The organism is Leifsonia sp. 22587 (assembly GCF_052044215.1).
GTDB lineage: Bacteria > Actinomycetota > Actinomycetes > Actinomycetales > Microbacteriaceae > Leifsonia > Leifsonia shinshuensis_C.
The window spans coordinates 394,365-407,593 of record NZ_JBQENB010000003.1; the positions used below are offsets into that span (position 1 = coordinate 394,365).

10 protein-coding genes are annotated in these 13,229 nt (G+C 74.8%); 4 read left to right on the top strand and 6 right to left on the bottom strand.

Features of this window, described 5'->3' with window-relative positions:
- Positions 1-90 precede the first annotated feature (90 nt).
- The 6 genes from ACTJI1_RS14105 to ACTJI1_RS14130 form a co-directional block, all read right to left on the bottom strand.
- Complete coding sequence (locus tag ACTJI1_RS14105) at positions 91-1,938, bottom strand: protein O-GlcNAcase (protein WP_440743123.1); 1,848 nt, start codon at positions 1,936-1,938, stop codon at positions 91-93.
- Positions 1,935-3,677: an ABC transporter ATP-binding protein gene (locus ACTJI1_RS14110; RefSeq protein ID WP_310132423.1), complete on the bottom strand. Its 1,743-nt coding sequence runs from the start codon at positions 3,675-3,677 to the stop codon at positions 1,935-1,937. Before ACTJI1_RS14110 ends, ACTJI1_RS14105 begins: the two co-directional genes overlap by 4 nt.
- Entirely contained in the window at positions 3,658-5,703 is a 2,046-nt protein-coding gene (locus tag ACTJI1_RS14115) for an ABC transporter ATP-binding protein (protein WP_310132420.1), read from the bottom strand. Before ACTJI1_RS14115 ends, ACTJI1_RS14110 begins: the two co-directional genes overlap by 20 nt.
- A 68-nt stretch (positions 5,704-5,771) precedes the next feature.
- Entirely contained in the window at positions 5,772-6,410 is a 639-nt protein-coding gene (locus tag ACTJI1_RS14120) for a class II aldolase/adducin family protein (RefSeq protein ID WP_440743124.1), read from the bottom strand.
- Entirely contained in the window at positions 6,407-7,690 is a 1,284-nt protein-coding gene (otnK, locus tag ACTJI1_RS14125) for a 3-oxo-tetronate kinase (protein ID WP_440743392.1), read from the bottom strand. Before otnK ends, ACTJI1_RS14120 begins: the two co-directional genes overlap by 4 nt.
- A complete protein-coding gene (locus ACTJI1_RS14130; protein WP_440743125.1) occupies positions 7,690-8,502 on the bottom strand; it encodes a DeoR/GlpR family DNA-binding transcription regulator in 813 nt (270 codons plus the stop codon). The genes otnK and ACTJI1_RS14130 overlap by 1 nt, the downstream gene beginning before the upstream one ends.
- 86 nt (positions 8,503-8,588) lie before the next feature.
- On the opposite strand from ACTJI1_RS14130, the gene ACTJI1_RS14135 reads away from it, so the two are divergent.
- Genes ACTJI1_RS14135 through gtfA form a run of 4 tightly spaced genes read left to right on the top strand, consistent with a single transcriptional unit; the run spans position 8,589 to position 13,217 of the window.
- Complete coding sequence (locus ACTJI1_RS14135; RefSeq protein ID WP_440743126.1) at positions 8,589-10,064, top strand: FGGY-family carbohydrate kinase; 1,476 nt, start codon at positions 8,589-8,591, stop codon at positions 10,062-10,064.
- Positions 10,061-10,960, top strand: coding sequence for a hypothetical protein (locus ACTJI1_RS14140; RefSeq protein ID WP_310132411.1), 900 nt, complete (start codon positions 10,061-10,063; stop codon positions 10,958-10,960). The genes ACTJI1_RS14135 and ACTJI1_RS14140 overlap by 4 nt, the downstream gene beginning before the upstream one ends.
- Entirely contained in the window at positions 10,945-11,748 is an 804-nt protein-coding gene (locus tag ACTJI1_RS14145; protein ID WP_440743127.1) for an aspartate/glutamate racemase family protein, read from the top strand. Before ACTJI1_RS14140 ends, ACTJI1_RS14145 begins: the two co-directional genes overlap by 16 nt.
- Entirely contained in the window at positions 11,745-13,217 is a 1,473-nt protein-coding gene (gtfA, locus tag ACTJI1_RS14150; protein ID WP_440743128.1) for a sucrose phosphorylase, read from the top strand. The genes ACTJI1_RS14145 and gtfA overlap by 4 nt, the downstream gene beginning before the upstream one ends.
- The last annotated feature ends 12 nt before the right edge of the window (positions 13,218-13,229 follow it).

Sequence of the window (13,229 nt, forward strand, 5' to 3'; positions counted from 1 at the left end):
ACAGGGACCACTCTAGGCTGCTTCTCCGTCCGCGCCGTCCCCCGGTCGGGGTGGCCCCCGCAGCGCCGTGCGCGGCGCGGGAGCCACCGCTCAGCCGAGCAGCTCGCGCACGGTCGCGAGCAGTAGCGCCCGCGCCTCCGGGGTCACGAGCCACGGTGCGAATCCGTCGGCCGCCAGGAAGAACGTCGCGCGCGCGGCGGGTGCGATGCTCCCGTCGGCCAGCCGCGACCCGGCCGGGGTGACGCCGATGACGGAGCGGCCGGACTCGGGGTCGTGCGCCACGACCGCCGCGTCCTCCGGCGGGTCGGCGACGGTCAGCTTCGACCGGCCGCGGTACACGACCACGTCGCCGTCGAGCCCGGCGGCGGCGGGATGGTCGGGGCCGGCGATGCGGATGCGGTCCAGCGAGAGCGGAACGGCCGCCGCGGTCGCCAGCCCGAGCGGCACCAGGTGTCCCCAGGCGAGCAGCGGGACCGGGCGCGACGCGGCCACCCGGGCCGTCTCCTCGGTCGCGCCACGTGTCACGATGAGCAGGTCGGCGGCGGGGTCGTCGCCGAGGTGGGCGCGCATCCCGGACCGTCCCAGGAACTCGACCAGCTCGCGGTCGCCCGGCGCCGGGTTCGGGCAGGTCAGGACGGCGACCTTGGCGCCGGTGCCGTGCGTCCGCGTCCCGACGACGCCGAGGCGTTCGAGCGCGCGATCCACCAGCGCGAGCACGGCGGCGCGGGCGACGTCCGCGAACTCAGCCTCCAGCAGGCGGCGTGCGGCGCTCAGCGCCTCGATCGCGTCGGCATGGTCAGCGCCGTCCCAGGAGCCGCCCAGCACCCGGCACGCCAGGACGCCCGCGGCACCCGTCGCGCGCGCCGCGGCGATCCACGGTCCCAGCTGCGTCGCCAGGTCGACGGGGGTGGATGCGCTGGGCGCCGTCTCCGCGAGGCCCCGGAGCAGCGTGGCAGCGTCGTCCCAGCGCTCCGCGGCGACGGCGACGTCGAGCCGCGGCCAGCGCGGGGCGCCCGGCGGCCACGCGCTGCACGCATCCACCAGGGTTCGCAGCCCGGCCGCGTCCCCGTCGTCATCACCGGCGACGGCCCGGTACGCGCGATCCGCAGCAGCCGAGGGCTCGTACGCCGACGGGTCGGCCGCCCACTCCGCCACGGTGTGAAGCGCTAAGCGGGAGGGCGCCGCCTCCACCATCGGATTGGCGACGATGCCGACCAGACCCGGCCCGGCCTCGCGCCCGGTCAGCGGCCCGAGGAACACCCGGGACCGGTCGAAGTCGTTCACCGGGAAGTTGTCCCACAGCACCAGGTCGCGTCCGAAGGCGGCGGCCGCCCGGGCGATGTCGTCGGACGTCACGCGCCCGACGACGATGTCGGCCCCCGTCCACAGCACTCGCGCATCCCGGGGCAGGGTCCGGTCCAGGCCGATCCGGTACGGCGTCCGTTCGAGCCCCGCGTAGTCGGTCGGGCAGAACAGCACGGGCTCGTGGATCCCGGCCGGCCGCAGGAACGACCGCTCGAACCGCGCCGCCACCTCGCCGTGCTGCCGCCCGAGGAGCTCCGGCTCCTCCATCGGAACGTCGTCGAAGAGCAGGGCGAACGACCTGATGCCGGCGTCGTACAGCTGCCGGCACTTCGCCGCCAGCGCCTCGTGGTCCGCGTCGTCGGCGAACCGCATGTCGAGGCCGGGGGAGACCGAGTACACGAAGCGGACGCCGCGCTCGGCCGCGGCGCGCCCGAGGCGGGCGAGCTCGGCGAGCCGGTCGGCGGGATACGGCTCCCGCCAACGCTCGCGGTGCCACGGGTCGTCCTTGGGTGCGTACAGGTAGTGGTCGAGCCCGAGGGCTCCGGCGCGGTCGAACCAGGCGAGCCGGTCGGCGTGCGACCAGGGCTCGCCGTAGAAGCCCTCGACCACCCCGCGCCAGGCGAGGCCGCTCACCGGCCGCCGCCGTGCCACGACGACCAGAGCTCGGCGTAGGCCCCGCCGGCGGCCACCAGTTCGTCGTGGCTGCCCAGCTCCTCGATCTCGCCGTCGCGCACCACCGCGATGCGGTCCGCGTCGTGCGCGGTGTGGAGCCGGTGCGCGATGGCGACCACGGTCCGCCCCTCGAGCACGCGGTTCATCGCGCGCTCCAGGTCGCGTGCGGCGGTCGGGTCGAGCAGGGAGGTCGCCTCGTCCAGGATCAGCGTGTGCGGGTCGAGCAGCACCAGCCGCGCGAGGGCGAGCTGCTGCGCCTGTGCCGGAGTGAGGACGACACCGCCCGAACCCACGACCGTGTCGAGGCCCTTCGGCATCGCGGCGACCCAGCGGAGCGCATCCACCACCCGCAGGGCGCGCGCGAGCTCGTCGCGTCCGGCGCCGGGCTTGGCGAGGGACAGGTTCTCGGCGATGGTGCCGACGAAGACGTGGTGCTCCTGCGTGACGAGCGCGACGTGGCTGCGCAGGTCGTCGAGCGGGAGATCGACCAGCCGCACGCCGCCGACGGTGATCCGCCCGCCGGTCGGCTCGGTGATGCCCGCCATGAGACGGCCGAGCGTCGACTTGCCCGAGCCCGACGGCCCGACGATCGCCAGCCGCTCGCCGACGGCCAGGTCGAGGCTGACGCCGTGCAGCACCTCCGTGCCTTCGCGGTACGCGTAGCGCACGTCCTTCGCGACCACGTGCTCGTCGGCGGGTTGCTCGCCCGTCGCGTGCCGGTCCTCGGGAACGTCGGCGACGCCGATGATGCGCGACAGCGCGGTCGTGCCGACCTGGATCTCGTCGAGCCAGCTGATCAGTTCGTCGACCGGCGACACGAGCTGCATGGCGTAGAGCGCGACCGCCGTGACCGCGCCGATGCCGGCGACGCCCTGGCCGACCAGGAACGCGCCCCAGGCGAGCACCACGATGACCGGCAGCAGGAACGCGATGTCGGTGCTCGGGAAGAACCAGGACCGCAGCCACAGCGTGTACCACTCGGAGTCGCGGCGCTCGCGGAGGGCCGCGTCGATCTTCGCCCGCTGCGCCGGCGCCAGGCTGAGCGCCTCGATGGTGCGGACGCCGTCCACGGTCTCGCTGATGGTCCCGCCGAGCGTGGCGTAGGAGGCGAGCTGCCGCTGGTAGCCGGGCCCGGACCGCTTGAGGTACCACCGGGCGGCGACGATCAGGATCGGGACGCCGGCGAACATCGCGACAGCAACGGCCGGGTTCACCAGGAATGCCGCGACCACGGTCAGCACGGCCGTCACCCCGGCGACGAGGATGCGCGGCACCCCGAACCGCACGGTCTGGGCGACCGACTGGATGTCGTTGGTGGTCCGCGCGAGCAGGTCACCGGTCCCCGCCGCCTCCACGGTCGAGAGCGGGAGGCGCGCGACGGTGGCGAGGAACTCCTCGCGGAGCTGCGCGAACACGCCCTCGCCGAGCACCATCGACTGCCGCTGCGCGAAGCGGATCAGCACCGCCTGGCAGACGATGGCGCCGAGCAGGATGAGCGCGATCGTGTCGATGCCGGTGCTGGTGAGGGTGTGCCCGGTGATCCCGTCGATGATGAGGCCGATCAGCGCGGGACCCGCGAGTCCGGCGACCGCCGCGAGGGTGTGCAGGAGGAGGACGACGGAGAGCCCGCCGCGGTGCTGGCGGATGAGCCGCGCGCCGGTGGCCCGGACGGTCGCGGTGCTAGCGATCGGAAGCAGCATCGTCGGTTCCCTTCGTGGGGGTGGAGTCCGGAGTCGCCCGCTTCTTCGCGGCCCGCTTCGCCTTCTTCTCCTTCTTGTCCTTCTTCTTCGTGCCCGCGCGCGTGCCGCCGTCCGGCCGCTGGGCGGTCACGGGATGCGTCGCGGTCCAGAGCGCGTCGATGGAGCCGGTCCACGCGGCGTCGAGCTCTTCGCCGTCCGCGGGCTCGGCCGCGCTGATCGTGCGGGAGACGATGGCGCGGTAGAGGTCGCCGAGGTCGTCCTCCTGCCGCAACAGGGTCTGGTGGTCGCCGGTCCCCACCACGCGTCCGCGGCGGACGACCGCGATGGTGTCCATCCGGTCGAGGAGGAGCGGGCTGGCGGTCACGACGACCGTCGTCCGTCCATCCCGCGCTTCGCGGAGCCGCTCGGCGATCTGCGACTCGGTGTGCGCATCCACCGCACTGGTCGGCTCGATCAGCACGAGCACCTCCGCGTCGGTGAGCAGCGCCCGGGCGAGGCTGAGCCGCTGGCGCTGACCGCCCGAGAAGGTGCGGCCGCGCTCGGCGACCCGCTCGTGGACGCCGTCCGGCAGCGCCTCCACGGTCTCGGTCGCCGCGGCGGTGTCGAGGGCTGCGGACACCCGGCGGATGCGGCCCGTGTGCGTGTCGGTGTACTCGCGGTCCCGGATGGGCAGCGTGTCGAGCCCGTCGAGCAGCCGGCCGCCGAAGAGGTGCGGGTTGGCGTCGTTGACCACGATGCGCTCGCGCACCTCCTTCACCGGCACGCGCGTGTGGTCGACGCCGCCCCACAGCACCGGCGCCTCGCGGTGGACGGTGTCGTCGAAGCGGCCGAGCCGGGTCGCGATGGCCGCCGCTTCGTCGGGGTCGGCGTCCACGATCGCGGTGAAGCGGCCCGGCTCCACCACGACCCCGGACGCGAGGTCTTCGATGGCGGAACCCCAGGCCGGGGCCTCGGCGGTCTCGTCCCGGTCGCGTGCCGCGGGCTGCGTGCGCAGCACGGACAGCACACGGCGGGCCGACACGACGCCGGCGGTGAACGTCTGGGCGGCCTCCACCGCCGTCCGCAGCGGCAGCACCAGGAACGTCGCGTACCCGTAGAAGGCCGTCAGCTGTCCGGGAGTGATGCTCCCCGCGACGGCGAGGTGCGCCCCGAACCAGACGATGAACACGAGGAAGGCGCCGGGCAGCAGCACCTGCAGGCCGTCCAGCCAGCTCTGCGTCTTCGCGACGCCGACGCCCGCGGCGCGCACGCGCTGCGACTGGCGGGCGTAGCGGTCGACGAACTCGTGCTCGCCGCCGATCCCGCGCAGCACACGCAGGCCCACGACGGTGTCGGCGCCGAGCGTGGTGAGCCCGCCGGACTCCTCGCGCCAGACGGACTGGCGGGTGCGCAGCGGACGCAGCAGCAGCGCGAGCACGAGCGCGACAGCCGGAACGCCGATGACCACGGCGAGCCCGAGCGGCAGGGATGCGTTGAGCATGATGATCGACACCGCGATGAACGCGACGACCCCGCCGCCGAGCCGGGCCGTGACGTCGAACATGGCGCCGAGCCGCAGGGAGTCGGTGTTGACGGTCGCCACGATCTCGCCGGACGACGTGGTCGCCGTGATCGCCGATCCCGTCTCCGCCGAGTGGTACCCGATCAGCCGCGCGACGCCGAGGGAGGAGCGCAGCCAGTTCGAGACGGCCATCCGGTGCCGCAGCATCCCGGTCACCGCCTGCACCACGGCGACGCCGAGCAGCGCCGCGCACCACAGCCACAGCCGGGCCGGATCTCCCGAGACGCCCTCGTCGACCGCCCGGCCGAGCAGGTAGGGCCAGATCGCCTGGCACAGCATCCAGACGACGCCGAAGAGCACGCCGGCGCCCAGGGTGAACGGCTGCCGGGCGGCCTGCCAGAGCAGGAAGCGCGGCACCGACGAGAGGTGCCGGTCGCTCGGCCGGGCCGCGGGGATGCGCGCACCGCGCGGCGGGCCCGACGGCGGACGGGAGGGGGATGGACGGGCAGCGCGCACGCTGGACACGGAGTGCTCCTGAGGGATCGAGCGGGAAGGGAGGAGGGAGTGACCGGACGGCGGGAACCGGCGGCGGGTCAGCGTCCCGGCGGGGTCAGCGCCGCGACCGCTGCGGCATCGAGGGCGACCGCGGGGGCCTGCTTCAGCAGCAGCGTGAGCTGCGCCGCCGTCTCGAGCTCTTCGGCGAGGTCGATCGCCGCGTCGAGCGTGGCCGCCGCGACCACCGGTCCGTGGTTCGCGAGCAGCAGGACGGGGTGCCCGGGAGCGGCGGCGGCCACCCCCGAGGCGAGCTCGGCGCTTCCCGGCGGCGCGTAGGGGACGAGGGGCACGTCGCCCAGCCGCATCACCCGGTAGGGCGTCAGCGGCGGGAGCGGCGCGAAGCCGTCGGGGGTCGGCGGCAGGCAGGCGATCGCCGTGGCGTACGGCGAGTGGAGGTGGACCACCGCCGTGGCCTCGGGATGCGCGGCGTACATGGCCGCGTGAAGGGGCAGTTCCTTGGTGGGCCGCGGGGTGCCGTCCTGATCGGCCGGCGTCGCGGCGAGCTGCTCCTCGGTGACCGAGCGGAGCGACGAGCCGGTCGGCGTGGCGATGATGCGGGCGCCGACGCGGACGCTCACGTTTCCGGAGCTGCCGGGCGACAGGCCGGCGGCCGACAGGTGGCGGCACGCGCGCACGACGGCGGCGCGGGCCTCGGACTCGGTGCTGATGGCGCTCACGGCGCGACCTCCCAGGCGTCGTCGAAGAGTGCCGGGCCGCCGAAGTTGCCGGACTTCAGCAGCACCGCGATCGTGCGGTCCTCCCCGCCGGGCGCTGCGCTCGCCGCCACGGCCCAGGGCACCCCCGGCGCCGCCTGTGTGCCGATCCGCAGGCGGGCGATGCCCAGCCGCGCGGTCACGGCGCCGGAGGTCTCGCCGCCCGCGATGAGCAGGTGGCTGTACTCGAACTCGTGGACCGCGACGGCGGCGAGTTCGGCGAGTGCGTCCTCCAGCAGGGCTGCGGCGCGGGCGGCGCCCAGAGCCTCCTGCGCGGCCGCCACCTCGGGCGAGGCGTGGATGAGGAGCGGCGATCTCCGGTCGTCGTGAGCGGCGAGCGCATCCCGGAGCCGGGCCAGCGCCGCGTCCGCATCGCGGTCGAGCTCGCGCGGATCGAGCACGTGGCGCTCGCCGCGGAACGCCGCGAGCTGGGCGCGTGTGGCCGCCGAGGCGCTCCCGGCGAGGATGAGCCGGCCGGTCACCGGGACCGGCGGGAGCCCGGCCGCCCCACCGGCGACGCCGCTCTCGCGCACCTCGGCCCGGGCCAGCGCGGTGGCGACCCCGGCCCCGCCGCCCGCGAGGATCGGCGTGTCGGCCGCCCGCTCGCGCACGGCCGCGGCGATGAGGTCGAGATCCTGCGCGGTGAGCGCATCCACCAGGGTGTGCCCGTCGGCGATGGCGGCGGCGACCGTGGCCGAGCCGCGGTGGACGTCCTCCCAGCGCATTAGCCCGACCGGCGCGCGGGTCTGCGGTGCGAGCAGGCGGACGAGGTTGGAATCGCGCATCGGCGTGAGCGGGTGATCGCGCATGGGCGACTCGGCGAGCGGCACGCCGTCCACGAACAGGACGCCCTGATACTGGGTGCGGCCGGCGCCGGGGGTGGCCGGCGTCCCCACCGATGCGGTCGCGCCGGCGACGTCCAGGAGCGCATCGGCGATCGGCCCGATGTTGCCGGAGGGCGTGGAGTCGAAGGTCGAGCAGTACTTCTGGTACAGCTGCGTGGCGCCGGCCGAGAGGAGCAGCCGGGCGGCGGCGGTGGATGCGTCGACCGCCTCCGCCACGGGTGCGGTGCGCACCTTGAGCGCGACGACCGCACATCCCGAGCCATCGCCGGGGAATACGGCGGCGTCGGCCGCGTCCGCCGACGCGGTGAGCAGCACGCTCGCAGGGAGTCCCGCCTCGGCGACGCGGCCCGCGAGATCGCACGCGCCCGTGACGTCGTCGGCGACGGCGCCGAGTCGCATCACGAGACGTCGACCCCCGCGTCGCCGGTGGTGGAGAGCGCGTCCACCGTCTCGCCCGCGACGACGACCGTCGCCCCGATCTCGCGCAGCACGCGGAGGTCGTCCGGGTCGGCCCCGGCGTCGGTCACGATGATGTCGACGAGGTCCAGTCCGCCCACGCGGATGGGCGCACGCGCACCGAGCTTCGAGTGGTCCACGAGCAGCACCGTGGTGCGGGCGGCGCGGGCGAGCTCCTGCTTCAGCTCGGCGTCGAGCGCGTTGGCGCAGAGGATGCCGCTTCGATCGACGGCGGTCGCGGACAGCACCGCCACATCCACCGAGTAGTCGGCGATCGTGCGCCGCGCGGCCGAGCCCGCGAAGCTGCGCGTCTCGTTCTGGTAGACGCCGCCGACGGCGACCAGCTCGACGTCGTCGCGCGCGATCGCCGCCTGGATGACGGGGACGGAGTGGCTGATGATCGTGGAGCCGGCGGGCAGCATCCCGGCGAGCGGTGCGACCGTCGTGCCCGCGTCGAGGGCGACCGTCACGGCGCCGTCGAGCAGCTGCAGGCACGCCTCGGCGATGGTGTGCTTCTCGCCGCTGCCGGTGACCGCGCGCTCGTCGAAGGGACGGCCGTGGCCGAGGTTCGGGAGGCTCGCGCCGCCGACGACGCGACGGGCCAGGCCCTCCGCCTCGAGCTGGCGCAGGTCGCGCCGGATGGTCATCTCGGAGACGCGCAGCTCGTCCGCGACGCGCGACGACGAGACGTAGCCTTCGGCCGAGAGCCGGCGGAGGAGCTCGTCGCGGCGGGCGGGGGCGTCGGTGTAGCGCACGCGTCCATCCAACCGGCTGCTCGGCGGGCTTGTCAACAATCGGACAAATCTTGACGTGAATGTTCGGAAGTGAACAGAATGGATGCGTGACCCCCGCTCCGCTCGCCGCCCTCGGCGTCGACGTGGGCACCACCAACACGAAGGTGGCGCTCGCCGTGTTCGGCGACGGCGTGAGCGAGGAGCGGACGCTGAGCATGCCGACGCCGCGGACCGGTGACGCGCTGCAGGCCGTGGTGCTCGGCGCGCTGCGCGAGGTCGCGATCGACAGCCCGCACCCGATTGCGGCGATCGGCGTCGCGTCCATGGGCGAGACCGGTTCGCTGACCGGCCCCGGCGGCATCCCGCGCGACGACCTGCTCCGCTGGGCGGACGGCGACACCGCGACCGCCGACCGGCTCGTCGCGGCCGTCGGCGCACAGACCCTGTACGACGCGACCGGTGTGCCCGCCCCGCACAAGTCGCCGCTGACGCACTGGCTCCGGCTGGCAGCCGAGGGTGACGCCCGGCTCGACGACGCCCACTGGCTCGGCGCCGACGGGCTCGTGGTGTCGGCGCTGACCGGCGAGGCGGTCACCGACCACACCCTCGCCGCCCGCACGATGGCGTACCGCCTGCCTGAATCCGGCGCGCCGCTCGCGGAGACCTTCGATCACGACCTCCTCGGGCTCGCCGGCCTGACACCCGATCGCTTCCCTCGAGTGGTCCTTCCGGGCGAGACGGCGGGCAGCCTCACCGCGAGCGCGGCATCCGCCCTCGGGCTCGGCGCCGGCATCCCCGTCGTCGTCGCAGGGCACGACCACGCGGTCGGCGCCTGGGCGGCCGGCGCTCGGGAGCCCGGGGACGCGGCCGACTCGGTCGGGACCGCCGAGGCGCTGCTCCGGATCGCCCGCGGTGTCTCCCGGGAGGAGGCCCTTCGCGAGGGGATGTCCCTCGCGCGCTGCGTCGACGGCCGCTTCGAGACCCTCCTGGCCGGCAACCCGACGGCCGGGGCGCTGGTGGAGTGGGCGTTCTCGGAGCTGATCCCGGGCGCCGACCGGCACGACGTGCTGCAGCAGGCCCGGCTGCTCGCCGACGGTCCCCTCGATGCCTTCGTGCTGCCCTACCTGCGGGGACGCCAGTCGCCCGCGCCCGACGCGACCGCAACCGTGCGGCTCGTGCGCTCCGGCACCGACGCCGGAGCCGCGCCCGTCGCCTCCGCCGACCCGGCCGCCGCCCTGACCGCCGTGCTCACCGGTCTCGCCCTCCAGCTCGCCTGGATGGATGCCGCCCAGAGCCGCCTCGCCGGCCCGCGACGCGACAAGCTCGCCGTCCTCGGCGGTCCCGGAGCGGGCAACGGCGCCTGGTGGCGGCTCAAGCAGCGCCTTGTGCCGGGCGTCCTCCGCCGCGCCGACGTCGCCGAGCCGGTCGCCACCGGCGCCGCCATGCTCGCCGTGCACCGTGTCGCCGGCCTCACCACCTCGCTGCCGCTGAGCAGCGCCGACACCGTCGCCTCCGTGGGCGATCCGGCCCTGCTGGACGCCTTCGTGCAGGCGGCGGCACCCGAACAGAAGGAAACCGCATGACCGACACCGCGTCCCGCCCGGCGCTCGACCTCGACGCCATCGCCCGCCCCGGCGGCGCCCTTGCGATGGTCGCGATGGACCAGCGCGAGAGCCTCCGCCACATGTTCGACCTCGCCGGGGCCGGCCGTCCCGCCGACGACGTGCTCGTCCGCTTCAAGCTGGAGGTCGCCGAGGCGCTCGGCCCGCTGGCCTCCGGCTTCCTGATCGACCGCCACTACGGCTTCGAGGCCGTCCGCGACACGCTCCCGTCGGGCACGGGCCTCATCCTCGCCGCCGACGAGCTCACCCAGGAGGACGGCGGCCCCGTCGAGGAGACGGCGCTCGACCAGGTCGTGCTCGATGACCTCGACCTCGCCGGCGTCTCGGCGCTCAAGCTGCTCGTGATCTGGCGGCGCGACGCCCTGCGCGAGCAGCGCGTCCGCCTCGTGGAGCGATTCGTCGCCGAGTGCCGCGCCCGCGGCGTCCTCTCCGTGCTGGAGCCGGTCGTCCGTGCGACGCCCGCCGAGCTCTCGGACGGCACCTGGGATCTCGACGTCGCGATCCGCGAAGCCGCCGCCGAGCTGTCGCCCTCCGGCCAGAGCCTCTACAAGGTGCAGGTTCCGCTGTCGGGCACCGGCGACGCACGCGCCCAGCGCGAGGAGAGCGAGCGCCTGAACGCCGCCATCACCGGGCCGTGGGTCGTGCTGTCCCAGGGCGTCGACCGCCCCGCCTTCCTCCCGGCCGTCGAGGCGGCCTGCCGCGCCGGGGCCAGCGGGTTCCTCGCCGGCCGCGCCCTCTGGAGCGACGTGGTCGGCCGCGACGACGTCCCCACCGCGCTGCGCGAGCTCTCCGTGCCGCGCCTGGAGGCGCTGATCGACGTCGTCGACCGCGAGGCCCGGCCGTGGCGGGAGGCCTGATGATCGCCGGTCTGCTGCACACCGTCCCCGCCCTGGCGCCGTCCTTCGACGCCCTCGTCGCCGACGCCGTCCCCGGCGTCGCCCGCGAGCACGTCGTGGACGCGTGGATGCTCGAGACGGCCATCGCCGAGGGCGTCACTCCCGAGGTTCGCGAGCGGGTCGCCTCCCACCTGCGCCACCTCGCGGAGTCGGGCGCGGACGCCGTGCTGGTCACCTGCTCGTCCATCGGGGAGGCGGCCGAAGAGGCCGCCGCCGCGCTGCGCATCCCCGTCGTCCGGGTGGATGCGGCCATGGCCGCCGAGGCCGCCCGGATCGCCGGAGCGAGCGGGCATCCGCGGATCGCGGTGCTCGCGACCAACACGGCGACCCTCGGGCCGACGACCCGGCTGATCGAGCGCGAGGCCGCGGCCCAGGGCGTGCGGGCGGACGTCACCGCGACGGTCGTCGAGGGTGCCGCGGCAGCACGCGCCGCGGGCGACCAGGAGACGCACGACCGGCTCATCGCCGAAGCTGTGCGCGCACAGGCCGCGCCGGCGGGCGGCGCAGAGCCGGCCGCCGTGCTCGTGCTCGCCCAGGCGTCGATGGCGGCGGCCGCCGCCTCCGCGGGCGTCGACCTCCCCGTGCTCACCTCCCCGGCGGGCGGCGTCGCCCGCCTGGTGGAGGCACTGACCCCGTCGGACCCGGGAACGCCGGACGCCAGCGCGAACCGGCCGGCGCCTCCCGGGTCCGGCGGAACCTCCGCATCTGCTCTCGACGGAGAAGCCGCGGACGGGAGGCCCACCGCGTGACCGGCGTCGACCTCCTCGTCTACGCCGACCGGATCGGCGGCGATCTCCCGCGGCTGCGTGCGCTCCTCGACGGTCCGCTGCGCGACTTCGCCGGGGTGCACATCCTGCCGTTCTTCGTGCCCTTCGACGGCGCCGACGCCGGGTTCGATCCGATCGACCACGGCACCGTCGACCCGCGCCTGGGCACCTGGGACGACGTCCGCGCCATCGCGGCGAAACGCGAGGTGACCGCCGACCTGATCGTCAACCACGTCTCGAGCGAGTCGGCCGAGTTCGTGGACTGGCTGGCTCTCGGCGAGGAGTCGGCCCACGACGGCATGTTCCTCACCTTCGACACCGTCTTCCCCGACGGTGCGAGCGAGAACGACATCACCGCCTTCTACCGTCCGCGGCCGGGGCTGCCGTTCACCGCGTACCGGATGGCCGACGGCCGGCGGCGACTGGTCTGGACCACTTTCATGCCCAGCCAAGTCGACCTGGATGTGGCGAACGACCGCGCCCGCGCCTACCTGCGTCGCATCCTGGCGACCCTGCGTGCCGGAGGCGTCACGACCGTCCGGCTCGACGCGGTCGGCTACGCGGACAAGACCCCCGGCTCCGACAGCTTCATGACGGAGGAGACGCTGGGGTTCGTGCGCGAGATCGTCGGCATCGCCCGCGAGGAGGGACTGCGGGTGCTCGTCGAGGTGCACGCACACTACAGCCAGCAGCTCGCCATCGCGCCGCTGGTCGACCTCGTCTACGACTTCGCCCTCGCCCCGCTGCTGCTCCACAGCCTGGGCACCGGAACCTCGGACCGCCTGGCCGAGTGGCTGCGCATCCGCCCCGAGAACGCCATCACGGTGCTGGACACCCACGACGGCATCGGCATCATCGACGCCGGTCCCTCCGCCGACCGGCCCGGCCTCATCGACCAGGACGAGATGGCCGCGATCTTCGCCCGCGCCGCGGAGGCGACGCACGGGCATTCGACCCTCGCGTCCGTCATCCCCGCGTGGATGAGCCTCCCGCACCAGATCAACGCCACCTTCTTCTCCGCACTGGGCGCGGACGCGGAGAGCTACCTGCTGGCCCGCGCGGTGCAGCTCTGGCTGCCCGGACGGCCGCAGCTCTACTACGTCGGCCTGCTCGGAGGTCTGGATGACGTGGCGCTGTTCGAGCGGACCGGCCAGGGCCGCGACGTCAACCGCCACGTCTACACGCCCGAGGAGCTCGACACCGCCCTCGGCAGCGAGGTCACGCGCGCCCAGCTCGCGCTCGTGCGATTGCGGTCGACCCACGCGGCGTTCGAAGGTTCGTTCCGCTACCGTGTGGATGCGAACGGCGCCCTCGCGCTGGAATGGGAGCTCGGTGACGAGCGTGCCGCCCTCGAGGTCTCGTTCGCGCCCGCCCCCCGCTTCCGCCTCCGGCTGACCGGCCCCGACGGCGGTCTCACCGCCGACTCCGCCGCCGCGCTCGCGGCACTCTGACCCCCCGCCCCC